This is a genomic window from Enteractinococcus fodinae (assembly GCF_031458395.1).
Lineage (GTDB): Bacteria > Actinomycetota > Actinomycetes > Actinomycetales > Micrococcaceae > Yaniella > Yaniella fodinae.
This window is the reverse complement of sequence record NZ_JAVDYJ010000001.1, coordinates 1,921,320-1,934,736: the sequence shown is the minus strand read 5'-3', so window position 1 is coordinate 1,934,736 and position 13,417 is coordinate 1,921,320. Positions and strand designations below refer to the sequence as shown.

Sequence of the window (13,417 nt, the reverse complement as noted above, 5' to 3'; positions counted from 1 at the left end):
GTAACTACTTGGAGCCGACTGGAGGATCTCCCATAGCGACTCAGTTTCATCGGGCCGAGACTGCAGCAGCACCGCCCAATACGGTGGGGCACTTCAAGCACGGTTCCAAGGGCTTCTGCTTATTCACCACACAGCTACGTCGACTCAACTCCTACGGTCTCTTCCGTCAGACTGCCAGGTGTTGAGTCGTTGAACAACTCGGCCCAGTGTGCCGTACTCCACGGCAACCCGGGGCCACACCCCTTGCCCAACCAACCGCACCACGCAGGATCCGATGAATGGACAACATCATGAAACATGCTTCGCCATCTGAGACTGATCAGACGCCAGATGACACTGACCTCGGCAAACATGCTAAACCTCGTGGCCGAACGCCGCGTCGATGGTTACGGATCTTACTGCCGGCGCTGTTGATTATCGCGTGGGTAACGGGTGCGGCAGTCGGTGGCCCCTATTTCGGCAAGGTCAATGAAGTCTCCACCAACGATCAGACCACGTTCTTACCCGAATCTGCCGAAGCCACGCAGGTCCAAGAGCTCCAAGATGAGTTCACCGATAACGACGGTATCCCCGCCATTGCGTTATTTGAGAGCGATGAGGAGCTGTCCGAGGAACAACTGGCCGACATCGAACAAGTGCTTGACGAGGTGGTTGACCTCGACGGGATCGAAGACGAGGTCTCACCACCGATACCCTCTGATGACGGAATGGCCGTTCAGGCGTTCATCCCAATCGATTCGGATGCCGAAACCTCAGATATTGTTTCGGTCCTATCCGATGATCTGCGAGAGGCTGCCCCGGACGGTGTGACGGTCTACGTGACCGGACCGGCAGGCTTCAGCGCTGACCTCAGTGAAGCATTCGCAGGCATCGACGGTCTGTTGCTGATCGTGGCAGTAGTGGCAGTATTTATCATTTTGATTTTTGTGTATCGCTCCTTTCTGCTGCCCATCGCTGTGCTGGCTACGAGCCTGTTCGCGCTGTGTGTGGCCTTGCTCGTCGTATGGTGGCTGGCCAACTGGGATATTGTGCTGCTCAACGGGCAAACACAAGGTATTTTATTTATTCTCGTCATCGGTGCTGCCACCGACTATTCCTTGCTATTAGTCGCCAGATACCGCGAAGAGCTGCGCGTGACCCAAGATAAGTGGGTCGCCGTGACGGGAGCGATCAAAGGATCCATCGAACCGATCTTGGCTTCTGGCTCCACGGTGATCGCCGGACTGTTGATGCTGCTGCTGAGTGATCTGAAATCCAACAGCACGCTAGGACCCGTCGCCTCGATTGGGATCGTATTTGCCATGCTGTCAGCGCTCACGCTGCTGCCCGCAATTCTTTTCGTCTTCGGTCGCACAGCGTTCTGGCCGCGACGGGTCAAATACGAACCAAAACTGGTGGCCGAAGAAAACGGGATGCCATCGAAAGGCTTCTGGCCCAAAGTAGCCAGGCTGGTTCAAAAGCGCCCTCGTACGATCTGGATCGTGACCACCCTGGTGCTAATAGCTGGCGCCGCCGCGGTACCCCAGCTCAATGCCGATGGCGTGCCTGAATCCGAACTGGTCTTGGGCGAATCGGAAGCCCGTGACGGCCAGGAGGCCTTGGGTGAGCATTTCCCCGGCGGCTCGGGCAGCCCTATCCAGGTGATCGCCCCGGAGGGTGACGTCGAGGCCGTGGTTGAGGTGTTAGAAGACTACGAAACCATCGAGGAAGTCTCGATTACCACCGAAGACACTCCGGCAGGCAGCGCACCGATTACTGAAGACGGCATCGAAGCCATGGGCCCACCTGGAACACCAGAGCCCGAACCGACCGTGGTCGAGGGCAACGTGTTACTGGAAGGCACCTTGAGCGAACCGGCTGACTCACCCGAAGCAGCCACCGCAGTTCGTGAGCTTCGGGCCCAATTCGACGAGACAGCACCCGACGCGATGCTCGGTGGGGTGACCGCAACCGACGTCGACACCATCGATGCTTCGATCGATGACCGGAATCTCATCATTCCGATCATCTTGGCGGTCATCTTCGTGATCCTGATGTTGCTGCTCCGGTCGATCCTTGCGCCGGCCTTGCTCATCGCCACCACGGTGCTATCCTTTGCCACGGCCATGGGGGTCTCTGCGCTGGTGTTCAACGGGATCTTCGAATTCCCCGGGGCAGATCCGGCCGTGCCGCTGTTCGGTTTCGTCTTCCTAGTAGCGCTGGGGATCGACTACAACATCTTCTTGATGACCCGAGTCCGAGAAGAATCATTGAAACACGGCACCAGGGAAGGCGTGCTGCGCGGCCTAACGGTTACCGGCGGGGTCATCACCTCGGCCGGGGTGGTGCTAGCAGCAACATTTGCTGCCCTGGCGGTCATCCCGATCTTATTCCTGGCCCAGTTAGCGTTCATCGTGGCCTTCGGGGTACTGCTCGACACCTTCATCGTGCGTTCCCTGTTAGTCCCCGCGTTGACCTACGACATCGGTCCGAAGGTCTGGTGGCCTTCCAAACTGAGCCGCACACCGGAGAAAAACACGCTCAGCCGCTCATGATACGGCGGCCCTATCCGGTCTGGCAGTTGGGGCACCAGTGCAGATCCCGCTCATTATCGGGCTTGGTTCCCAGCTTTTCTAACCGGACGGGGCCGCCACAGCGTAAACAGCCTTGGCGCTCGCGGCCGTACACCCAGAAATTGGGATCACGCCGGCTGCGTTTCCTGTCAGCTCGAGTGCGTGCTTGTTCTGTTGCAGTCGCAACACGCACCCCGAATGGCGCATCGGGATCGCGGCGAACATCCACGGTCCGGCGTCGGGCTCGCTCCGGCGCACGTGGCGGCACGTTGATCACCATCAGGTCTTTGGCCAACAGGATCAATCCGATCAGTTGTTCGTCGGTGAGTTCGGATACGGGCCGGTGTGGATGCATGCCCGCCAACAGCAACACTTCGCACCGGTAAATGTTGCCGATGCCTGACACGAGCCGCTGATCTAATAGCGCTGTGGCAATCGGTTGATCTGGGGCTTGGCGAAAGTTCTGCAATGATTGGGCCAAGAGCTGTTGCGCAGTATCGGGCTGGTCCCAGGCAGAATCCAATAGGTCGGGGCCAAGGAACGCGAGCTGCTGTTCTGCCTGTTCTACCGACAGTACCTCGAGCAGCTTTAGGCTATCGCCGAGCACACTATGGTCTGCAAAGTGCAAGATACAGCGCGTGCGGAAGCTGGGTCGGGTGTCTATCTGCCACGAACCATCCATCCCAAGATGGGACAACACCACGAGCTGATGTGCTGTGTCGGTGACATTCTCGGGTGAGGCGACCGTGACGGAGAGGTACTTGGCGGTTGGCGTGATGTCGGTGACCAACCACCCTGATAAGTCCATGGTGGCCAGTTGCGGCACGCGGAAGTCGCTGCGTTGAATGATGTGTTCGTGCATCACCGGCCGCAATCGGTGAGCCAGTCTGACCAGGGAATCGCCTTCTGGCATGTCCTTACCTCGCTGCCGGGGGCTTTGTCTACGGTCTATCGTAGGCCCCGCCGGTGGTAGCTGACACCCCTGGATCGGTTCGACGCCAAGAATAGGGCTCCTGAGCCGCAATACACCCAAAGGTAGAGGTCAGCGATGACTAGACTCAACAGTCTATTGGAGACGTCATTTCGATGGGGGAGCGGTCATGGGTGGGGCACGGTGAGTTCGTCACGCTTGCAAGGCATCCTGGCGGTGCTCATCGCCTCGTTGTTGTGGGGGACCACCGGGACGGCCGCGACCTTTGCGCCGGAGGTCGGGCCGCTTGCCATTGGCGCCGCAGCTCTCGGCATCGGGGGCCTGTTGCAAGCCCTCATCGCGTTACCAGCCTTACGCCGAGCACGCCTTCATCTCACAACGCACCTCGGGTATATCATCACCGGTGGACTGGCCGTATGGAGCTATCCCTTAGCGTTCTATTCTTCGATGCACCTGGCCGGGGTCGCCGTGGGGACCGTAATCTCATTAGCCTCGGCCCCCTTAGCCTCAGGCATCCTGGAATGGCTCATTGATCGCAAAAGACTCGGTGGCTGGTGGTACCTCGCAGCCGCCTTGGGGATCGCCGGGAGCGCGCTGCTGATCGTATCCACGAATACCAGCGCTGCAGTCAGTGAGCTGTCCGCGCTGGCAGGGATCCTGCTTGGACTAATCGCTGGGGCAGCGTATGCGACCTATTCGTGGGTGGTCCAACGACTCATGCGTGAGGGAGTGGGTCGTGCAGCTGCCATGGGGTCGGTCTTCGGGTTCGGCGGAGCGCTGCTGATCCCCGTGCTGCTGGTCACCGGGGCTCCGCTGCTGGCGAGCCCGCAGGCCCTGTCGGTTGGCCTGTACATGGCACTGGTTCCGATGTTTGTTGGGTATGTTGCGTTCGGGTACGGGTTATCGAAAATCCCGGCCAGCTCAGCGACGACCTTGACCCTGACCGAGCCGGCAGTAGCGACGGTCCTTGCCGTGCTGGTCGTCGGCGAGCAACTGACAATGTCGGGGTGGTTTGGGTTAGCCATGTTTGCGCTGGTGTTGGTGATCATTGCCTGCGCACCACAACACCGTGTGACGAAAACCCAGCCAGCCATGGCTCGCCTCCGGGATATGAAGGGTTGCTAGAGTAATCCCGGATTACGTGACCAAAAGGTGGGGGCTACTGATGTGGAAACGATGGCTATTGTTAATTGGGGCCATAGTTGCCGAAGTGCTCGGTACCATGTCGCTGCGAGCGGCAATTGACGCCCCGCTATTCATCATCGGTGTCGTGGTCGGCTATGTTGTGGGTTTTGCCCTGTTAGGGCTTGCCTTAGGGCAAGGCATTCCCGTAGGGATCGCCTACGGGATATGGGCGGCTGCCGGGGTCGCGCTGGTGGCAATACTGAGCGCCATGATTTTCGGCGAAACCCTGAGCTTTGTGGCCATTATCGGGCTGGTCACCATCATCGCTGGCGTCTTTATCGTCCAAACGGGGCAGGCCAGCGCTCCGAAGGCGGAGGTACTAGAATCATGAGCTGGGTCTATCTGTCATTCGCGATCGTCGCGGAGATTATCGGCACGCTGAGCCTTCGGGCCGCAGACGGGTTCCGCCGAAAAATCTGGATCATCCCGCTGGTGATCTTCTATGCTTTGGCATTCTTCTTTCTGGCGCTGACCATCGCGGCGGGCATGCCGGTGGCGGTCGCTTATGGCATCTGGTCGGCGGTAGGGGTTGCACTGATTGCACTGTTAGCGCGCATCATTTGGAAAGAGCCCCTCACACCTCGCATGATTCTTGGGCTCATCCTCATTATGGTGGGCGTGCTCCTGGTCGAAGTAGGCTAACCCTTTCACAATCTCGATGCGGATTATGATTTTTGTCTGGCCCGCATCTCCTCCTGGATCGCATCCATGACGGAGGCATCGGCCAGTGTGGTTACGTCACCGATTTCACGGTTTTCAGCCACATCTTTGAGGAGCCGGCGCATAATCTTGCCAGACCGAGTTTTGGGCAAATCCGGGACGACCATGATGGCCCGCGGTGTGGCGATCGGACCGATCGAGGCCCGAACATGATCCCGTAACTGTTGAACAGCATCGTCGCGATCTTTGGCGCTCTCGCGGAGGATGACAAACGCTTCGATCGCCTGTCCGGTGGTCTCATCCTGCGCCCCCACCACGGCGGCTTCTGCCACCATACTGTGGGCCACCAGTGCGGATTCGATCTCAGCCGTCGACATCCGGTGGCCTGAAACATTCAAGACATCATCGACCCGACCCAGAACCCAGATATCACCGTCGCGGTCATATTTGGCCCCGTCACCGGCGAAGTAGACGCCCGGGTATTGCGACCAGTAGGTCTTCTTGTAGCGTTCTTCGTCTCCCCACAGGGTGCGCAGCATGGCCGGCCACGGTTCGGTGATCACCAGATAGCCACCACTACCGGGCTCGACGGGTTGGCCTTGCTCGTCATAAATATCTGCCACAATCCCGGGTAGGGCGCGCATCGCAGCCCCTGGTTTTGTTGAGGTCACACCGGGCAGCGGGCTGATCAGGATGCTGCCGTTTTCGGTCTGCCACCACGTGTCCACGATCGGACAGTTATTGCCGCCGATATGTTCGCGATACCACATCCAGGCTTCCGGGTTGATCGGTTCGCCCACGCTGCCCAGCAGACGCAGGGTGGACATGTCGTATTTGGCCGGGATATCGCGGCCCCAGCGCATGAAGGTACGAATACTGGTGGGCGCACAATACAACACGGTGACCCCGTATTTTTCCACGATCTCCCACCAGCGACCGCGGTGTGGGGTGTCCGGGGTGCCTTCATACAGCACGGAAGTCGTGCCATTGGCCAATGGCCCGTAAACAATATACGAGTGCCCGGTGACCCACCCGATATCGGCCGCCGTCCAGAAGATATCGGTTTCAGGTTTGATATCGAACACCGCCCAGTGGGTATAGGAGGTGCCCACTAGATACCCGCCGGTGGTGTGCATAATACCTTTGGGTTTGCCGGTCGTACCCGAGGAGTACATGATGTATAGGGGGTGCTCTGCATCAAAGAATTCCAGGTCGTGGGTTTCCGATTGCCGGTCGACGAGATCGTGCCACCAGATGTCGCGGTCATCGTCCCAGTTGACCTCTTGACCGGTGCGTTGGACGACGACCACATTGCGGACTTGTGGTAGGTCTTGGAGGGCTTTATCGACGGTGGCTTTCAGCGCGTTCGTCTTGCCCCGCCGGTAGCCCCCGTCGGCGGTGATGACGATTTCAACCCCGCAGTCTTCGACGCGATCGGCGATGGCTCGATCAGAGAATCCGCCAAAGATCACGGTGTGCGGGGCGCCGATGCGCGCGCATGCCAACATCGCAAAGACCGTCTCGGGGATCATGGGCATATACAACGCGACGCGGTCGCCGGCTTTGACCCCGAGTTCGACCAGTGCGTTGGCGGTTTTGGAGACCTCGCGCTGCAAGTCCGCGTACGTGATGACCCGGGTGTCGCCACCTTCGCCCTCAAAGTAGTAGGCCACTCGGTCACCCAGCCCTGCCTCAACATGCCGATCGACACAGTTATAGGCTGCGTTGAGCTTGCCGCCGATATACCACTTGGCAAACGGCGCCTCAGACCAGTCAAGCACCTCATCAAATGGCGTCTCCCATGAGATGCGCTGGGCTTTTTCGGCCCAGAACCCGATGCGGTCTTCTTCGGCTTTGGTGTATTCCTCGGCGGTCACATTCGCTTGGGCCGCGAAATCGGGTGGGGGATCGAAGGTTCGGTCTTCGTGGCTGAGTTCTCGGATCGTGTGTTCGTTGGCCATCGTCTGCTCCTTGACTGCGGCTCATACCGACGAGCAGAACAGCACTGCCTCAGATAGTGGGGTTGGCGTGTCTGCTCCACGATACCTGCGCAAAATGTGATGCATGTCTCACTTGGTACCTTACGCGCAGCGGAGATGAAGTCAAGGGGTTGTAGAATCCGCTACCGGGCAACCGAGGTGTGCTGGGCGAGCACGTTCAGCGCCGTTTGCACCAACCGATCATACGAGGCCTCATCGAGCGGATCCGGGAACGTAAACCGCAACGCCGTGACCGCCACATCGGGGTCGTAGCCCATCGCCAGTAGGATCCCGGAGGGCTCTTTCTTCCCTGCCGAGCATGCCGAGCCCGACGACGCGGCAATGCCGGCGATATCCAGGTCAACGACTAGCGATTCGCCCGAGAACCCTGCGATAACAAACGAGGCGTGGTTGGGGACGCGTTCGGTGGGGTGCCCGGTGAGTTGTGCGCCGGCAACATGCTCCAGGACGGTGGCGACAAAAGCATCGCGTTGAGCAGCCATGGCTTGGGCTCGCGAGCCAGCTTGGCCCATCACGGCAGACACTGCCGCGCTAAACCCGGCAATGGCCGCGAGGTTTTCGGTACCTGCCCGGTGCCCAGACTCCTGACCACCCCCGTGCAATAAGGGTTCAAAATCGATGCCCTGACGAATCAACAAGGCACCGGCACCTTGCGGGCCACCAAATTTGTGCGAGGCAATCGACATGGCATCCACTGCGTCGCCCGGCCAGCCGCCAGCCGCGAAACTAACCGGCAGCGATGCGGCAGCCTGTACCGCATCCGTGTGCATGACCGCCCCGACCGCACGGGCCGCTGCAGCGATCCGCTCCACGGACTGCACGGTGCCGACCTCCCCATTGGCCAGGCCCAAAGATACTAGCGTGGTGTCGGAGCGGATCGCTGCCACAACGGCTTCCTCATCGACGCGCCCGTGGGCGTCCACACCGATCTCGGTGATCTCAAAACCCGCGATGCGCGCCAAAAACTCACAGCTTTTGCGAATCGAAGAATGCTCAATTGCGGTGGTCACAATGTGCTTACCGCGTGGTGTCGCCAAGGCAATCCCCTTGAGCGCAAGGTTGTTGGCTTCAGTCCCGCCGGCAGTAAAGACCACTTCACCCGGAGTGGCCCCAAATGCCCGAGCAAGCGCTTCCCGCGATTGTTGGAGCGTGGCCTTGGCTGTTTTCCCGGGCGTGTGCACGGAAGACGCATTGGCCGGGCCGCCATCTAACACAGCCAACATCGCCTGACGGGCTTCGTCACGCAGCGGGGCAGTAGCGGCGGCATCGAGATACAACATTAGGCAGCGTCCAATCCAAGATCCAGTGCGGCAGCACCGTGGGTGAGGGCGCCAACCGAAATAATGTCGACGCCAGTCTGAGCTATTTTTGCCACCGTATCAAGCGTCACGCCCCCGGAAGCCTCCGCCACACATCTGCCATCGATCAGCTCCACCCCGGCACGTAAGTCGGCCGGGGAGAAGTTATCCAGCAATACACCGGTCACCCCGGCCTCTACCACCGGTTCCACTTGGGACAGCTCATCAACTTCTACGATGATCGACGTGGTGTGGCCGATGCGGGCTTTCACCTGCAAAATCGCTTCCGTTAACCCTGTGCCTTCGGTCGCGCCGAGAGCAGCCAAGTGATTGTCCTTGAGCATGACCGCATCCGAGAGACTGAACCGATGATTGACCCCGCCGCCGGCCACCACCGCATGTTTTTCCAGCGCTCGCAGTCCCGGGGTAGTTTTGCGGGTGTCGGCGATCCGGGCCGACGCCCCGAGGCGGGTCACCTCGGCGACGAACTGTGCCGTCAACGTGGCAATCCCAGAAAGTCGTTGGACGAAGTTTAACGCCACCCGTTCGGCCGTCAGAATGCCAGCAGCCGGACCTGATACAGAGGCCAGGACCGCACCGGCGGAAAACTCCGTGCCCTCGGGGACGAGTTGTGAGACCGTGATGCACGGATCCACCTGACGAAACGTTTCTGACAGCACCGGCCCGCCGGCAAACCGCCCGGGCTGCCGAGCCACGAGATTCGCGTGAAACTGCATCGTCGAGGGAATCGCGGCGGTCACGCTGATATCTCCCCACGGCGCATCTTCGGCCAAGGCCCGGGTCACCCCATCGGCAACAATGCTAGACGTCAACATGATGGTAAAGCTCCTTGGTTGTTGTGGTGGGGTGTCGGACCTCGGGATGATCGGATGGGATGAGACGCCACGCGTTTCGGGTGGCTTGGGCTGGGTCGGGTTCCGGATAATCCTCGCGCCAATGCCCGCCACGAGATTCGGTTCTGGCCAGCGCCGCCATACCAAGCGCCCGGACTAACGGGGTGAGCGGGTGGTCGATACCATCCAGCGCTACTAGCAGTGTGGTCAGCCCGGCTCGGGTGCGCACCAACCCGGCATACTGTTGGGTCAGCGCGCGAAGTTTCCCTTCAGCCTCGGTCGTAGGAGGCGCCGGGGACGGCGCGTACCCAACGACGTGTGCGGTGGAAATAAACTGGCGGAAGGCGGACTCAAGTGGCCAACTTGGATGATGGCGATCCTCGCGTGCAGCCTGTGCTGCCCGCGCCCCAAAGACTAAGCCTTCTAACAGTGAATTTGAGGCCAGCCGGTTCGCCCCGTGCACACCGCTCGAAGCGGCCTCACCGACGGCATAGAGTCCTGCAACTGAGGTGCGGCCCCAGGTATCGGTGGCAACACCACCCATGCAGTAGTGCGCAGCGGGGGCGACGGGGACCCACTCGGTGGTCCAATCGATCCCGTGGGTAGCTAACCGAGAAGTCAGCACCGGGAATCGGCGTGCAAGTGTGCCAGGCCCCTGGGTTTGGTCGATGACGGTGGCATCCAACCAGACTGACGACGTCGCCTCCTGGTGCATCACGGCGGCACTGGTTCGAGAGACGACGTCTCGTGGGGCCAGCTCGGCATCCGGGTGCGTGCCCAGCATGAAGCGCTTGCCGGTGGAGTCGCGAAGGACCGCCCCGGCACCGCGAACCGCTTCAGAAATGAGCTCCCCGGAGACCGACAACACCGTCGGATGAAATTGCACGAACTCGAGATCTGCCAGCACGGCACCGGCGTTGGCTGCAGCCAGAATCCCGCGCCCGGTCACTGCCGCGGAACTCGACGTGCTCGCATAGAGCCCGGCGTACCCACCGGTTGCCAGGATGACAGCACTAGCATCCAACTTCGCATCGCCGTGTGGCGTGGTGTAATACACCCCGATGACCCGTCCGCTTTCAGTAGCAAATTGTGTTACGGTCGCCTCGTCGATCAACCGGACGGTCCCGTCGGCAATATGGCGCTGAACTTTTTGCGTCAGGAAGGCAGACAGTGCGGCACCCGAACGGTCCTCGCCGGCATGCACAATGCGTGCCGTGCTGTGGGCGCCTTCCAACCCGAAGATCAGGTCGCCGCTGTCGTCACGGTCTGCTGGGAAGCCTTCGTCAAGCAAGTCGTGGACGCACCCGATGCCCTGTTCTGCAAGCAGACGCGCAACATGCGCATCGACAAGCCCAGCACCGGCGGTGACGGTATCGGCGGCGTGTGAGGCCGGCGTATCGCTCGGCCCGAGGGCAGCTGCGATCCCACCCTGTGCCAGTGCAGTATTGCCAGCCGCGAGCTCATCGACGCCGAAACGCCCGGTGGTCACGAGCGTCACCGGCACACCCTCGCGTGCCAACCGGTCTACCGCAGTCAAGCCCGCAACGCCGGCTCCGATCACCACGATCATGGTCGAGCCGCCAGCATCCGCTCCAAAGCCACCTCGGCATCAGCCGTCACGGTCGGGTCTACCGAAATCTGGTTGACCACCCGCCCGGCGACATATTCTTCTAAGACCCAGGCCAGATAAGCCGGGTGAATACGGTACATCGTGGAACACGGGCACACCACCGGATCGAGACAGAAAATGGTCATTTCCGGGTGTTGGGCCTGGAGCCGGTTGACCAAATTGATCTCTGTCCCGACGGCGAACACGTCGCCGGGTTTGCCCGCCGCGATCGCTTTGCGAATGTATTCAGTTGAGCCCACACCATCGGCGGCTTCAACAACCGGCGCAGGGCATTCCGGATGCACAATAACCTGCACATCGTCGTAGTCCGCACGGGCCTTGTCGATTTGGGCGACCGTGAAGCGCTTATGCACCGAGCAGAACCCGTTCCACAAAATGACCTTAGCGTCCTGGAGCTGTTGCATGGTGTTACCACCCATGGGCAGGTAGGGACGCCATAGTGGCATGTGGTCTTCACTGATCCCCATGGCCTTGGCAGTATTGCGACCGAGATGTTGATCCGGGAAAAATATGACGCGCTTACCGCGTTCAAACGCCCACTCCAGCACAGTCGCGGCGTTCGACGACGTACACACGATGCCACCGTTGCGACCACAAAATGCTTTGATCGCAGCCGAGGAATTCATATACGTCACCGGGATCACTTCAGCTTTGTCCCCGGAAGAGGTGCCGAGCGCCTCGGTAAGTTGTTGCCAGGCGGATTCGACCTGGTCAATCGTGGCCATATCTGCCATCGAGCACCCTGCTGCCAGGTTTGGCAACATCACGGCCTGGTCAGCGGACGACAAGATATCTGCGGTTTCAGCCATGAAATGTACCCCACAGAAGATAAATGCCTCAGTTTCGGGGTGATCTTTGGCTGCTTGAGCAAGCATGAACGAATCGCCCACAAAATCGGCGTGTTTGACGACTTCGTCGCGTTGATAAAAATGGCCCAAAATTTTCACGCGATCACCCAGCTGAGCTTTGGCAGCAACGATCCGATCGTGTAGCTCTGCATCTGTCGCCTGCGTGTAGCTCGCCGGGATAGCTTTTTGCTGCGGAGCGGTAGCAGGTGCAACATCGCCCGTTGAAGCTCCCGGCCCATAGCCGGGCTCGGTGTCGATCTGCCACGGGTCTGCGGTCAATTGACTGTCACACGTGGTGGTCATGGTTGCCGGCTGGCCAATAGCGATCGTATCGCCCAGCATCGTGCGAGTGCGCCGTTCAGTTTCGGCGGCGGCCGCGATCAAATTCGCAACGCTTGTCATAGGACTCCTTCGTCTTCGGATGAGTTCTGCTCAGGCCTTTTCAGGTTCTGCTGTGAAACGATAAAGCCGCGCAGGGCGGTGTGGTGTGCCTTGTTCCACTCGCCCGGTATCTTCCAGCTGCCCTTGGGCCAGCATGTCTCGCCGGAAATTGGCGGGATCGAGTTGCTCACCCAGAATCGCCTCGTGGACGCGCCGCAGCTGGGCCAGGGTAAATTCGCGACCGAGAAATCGGTGAGCCACCATGGAATATTCGGTGCGTTGCCGTAGGCGCCAGACGGCGTAGTCGATAATCTCGGTGTGATCAAATGCGAGCTCAGGGAGCCGGTCAATCGAAAACCAGGCAACGTTATCATCGGCGCTGGCCACCAGGGCGCCTGAAAATTCGGTCACCGCGTCAGGCGCGGCGCTTGCGACGTCAGATGCCACATCGCGGGACGGTTGAGGACTTGGCGGCGAGGCCAGATCGAGCGCGCCATACGACCCCCAATAGGCAATGGTGACCAAGCGTTGTGCTGTGGCTGATCTGGTGGTCGCACCAAAACTGTAGAGCTGTTCCAGGTACCCGGGGGAGCGCAGCACCGCTTCGTGCAGGGTCCGTGCTGCCGTTTGGTCTAGATCCTCATCCCACGGAATGGGCCCTCCCGGCAGCGCCCAAAGTCCATCAAAGGGAGGACGAGTCCGGCGCACTAAGGGCAACCACAGCGTGGTCGAATGCTCATCACGGGCTCCCTCGCGGCCGGCATACTCACCCCATGTCGAAATCACCTCACCAGTGCCGGGGTCTGCCACATTGGCGTCCACGGGTGGATGCAGCGCGAACGCAACGGTCGACACTGCAACGGCCGGGGGCATAAACCGCCGCTCTGAGGCACTCGGTGCAGATAACTGAACCATCGCTTCCTTCCTGATGCCGACTGCAACCCTTAAAGTCATATTGACTCTAAGCAAGTATGAACGGGGTGGAGTGTAATGTCAAACACGTTCACCGAGCTATCCACAGGCCGACAGGGCGGGCCTTACCTCTTCGACTCGAGCGGGCATAATGGTGTATAACGTT

The 13,417-nt window shown here is 60.1% G+C and carries 11 protein-coding genes; 4 read left to right on the top strand and 7 right to left on the bottom strand.

Annotated elements, in window-relative coordinates; genetic code table 11:
- Window positions 1-278 precede the first annotated feature (278 nt).
- Window positions 279-2,534: an MMPL family transporter gene (locus J2S62_RS08990; RefSeq protein ID WP_310173847.1), complete on the top strand. Its 2,256-nt coding sequence runs from the start codon at window positions 279-281 to the stop codon at window positions 2,532-2,534.
- 10 nt (window positions 2,535-2,544) lie between these two features.
- On the opposite strand, the gene J2S62_RS08985 is transcribed toward J2S62_RS08990, so the two are convergent.
- Window positions 2,545-3,465 carry a DNA-formamidopyrimidine glycosylase family protein gene (locus tag J2S62_RS08985; protein WP_310173844.1) on the bottom strand — a complete coding sequence of 307 codons (921 nt, stop codon included), beginning with the start codon at window positions 3,463-3,465 and terminating at the stop codon, window positions 2,545-2,547.
- 201 nt (window positions 3,466-3,666) lie between these two features.
- Between J2S62_RS08985 and J2S62_RS08980 the strand changes: the two genes are divergently transcribed.
- From J2S62_RS08980 to J2S62_RS08970, 3 genes are read left to right on the top strand one after another with little or no spacing between them, the layout of a single operon-like run.
- The gene (locus J2S62_RS08980) at window positions 3,667-4,608 is read left to right on the top strand and encodes a DMT family transporter (RefSeq protein ID WP_310173842.1); all 942 of its coding nucleotides are present in this window, start codon (window positions 3,667-3,669) and stop codon (window positions 4,606-4,608) included.
- Window positions 4,609-4,648: 40 nt separating this feature from the next.
- Entirely contained in the window at window positions 4,649-4,999 is a 351-nt protein-coding gene (locus J2S62_RS08975; RefSeq protein WP_310173839.1) for a DMT family transporter, read from the top strand.
- The gene (locus tag J2S62_RS08970) at window positions 4,996-5,310 is read left to right on the top strand and encodes a DMT family transporter (RefSeq protein WP_310173837.1); all 315 of its coding nucleotides are present in this window, start codon (window positions 4,996-4,998) and stop codon (window positions 5,308-5,310) included. Before J2S62_RS08975 ends, J2S62_RS08970 begins: the two co-directional genes overlap by 4 nt.
- Before the next feature lie 23 nt (window positions 5,311-5,333).
- Here J2S62_RS08970 and acs read toward each other — a convergent pair whose 3' ends face one another.
- The 6 genes from acs to J2S62_RS08940 all read right to left on the bottom strand — a co-directional run bounded on the left by acs (window position 5,334) and on the right by J2S62_RS08940 (window position 13,254).
- A complete protein-coding gene (gene acs, locus J2S62_RS08965) occupies window positions 5,334-7,289 on the bottom strand; it encodes an acetate--CoA ligase (RefSeq protein WP_310173834.1) in 1,956 nt (651 codons plus the stop codon).
- A gap of 161 nt (window positions 7,290-7,450) precedes the next feature.
- On the bottom strand, window positions 7,451-8,608 hold the full coding sequence (locus tag J2S62_RS08960; RefSeq protein WP_310173832.1) for a cysteine desulfurase family protein: 1,158 nt from the start codon (window positions 8,606-8,608) through the stop codon (window positions 7,451-7,453).
- The gene (gene nadC, locus J2S62_RS08955; protein ID WP_310173830.1) at window positions 8,608-9,462 is read right to left on the bottom strand and encodes a carboxylating nicotinate-nucleotide diphosphorylase; all 855 of its coding nucleotides are present in this window, start codon (window positions 9,460-9,462) and stop codon (window positions 8,608-8,610) included. Before nadC ends, J2S62_RS08960 begins: the two co-directional genes overlap by 1 nt.
- On the bottom strand, window positions 9,449-11,050 hold the full coding sequence (locus tag J2S62_RS08950) for an L-aspartate oxidase (protein ID WP_310173828.1): 1,602 nt from the start codon (window positions 11,048-11,050) through the stop codon (window positions 9,449-9,451). The genes nadC and J2S62_RS08950 overlap by 14 nt, the downstream gene beginning before the upstream one ends.
- Window positions 11,047-12,360: a quinolinate synthase NadA gene (nadA, locus tag J2S62_RS08945; RefSeq protein WP_407649938.1), complete on the bottom strand. Its 1,314-nt coding sequence runs from the start codon at window positions 12,358-12,360 to the stop codon at window positions 11,047-11,049. Before nadA ends, J2S62_RS08950 begins: the two co-directional genes overlap by 4 nt.
- 30 nt (window positions 12,361-12,390) lie before the next feature.
- A complete protein-coding gene (locus J2S62_RS08940; protein ID WP_310173826.1) occupies window positions 12,391-13,254 on the bottom strand; it encodes an NUDIX hydrolase in 864 nt (287 codons plus the stop codon).
- Between the last annotated feature and the right edge of the window lie 163 nt (window positions 13,255-13,417).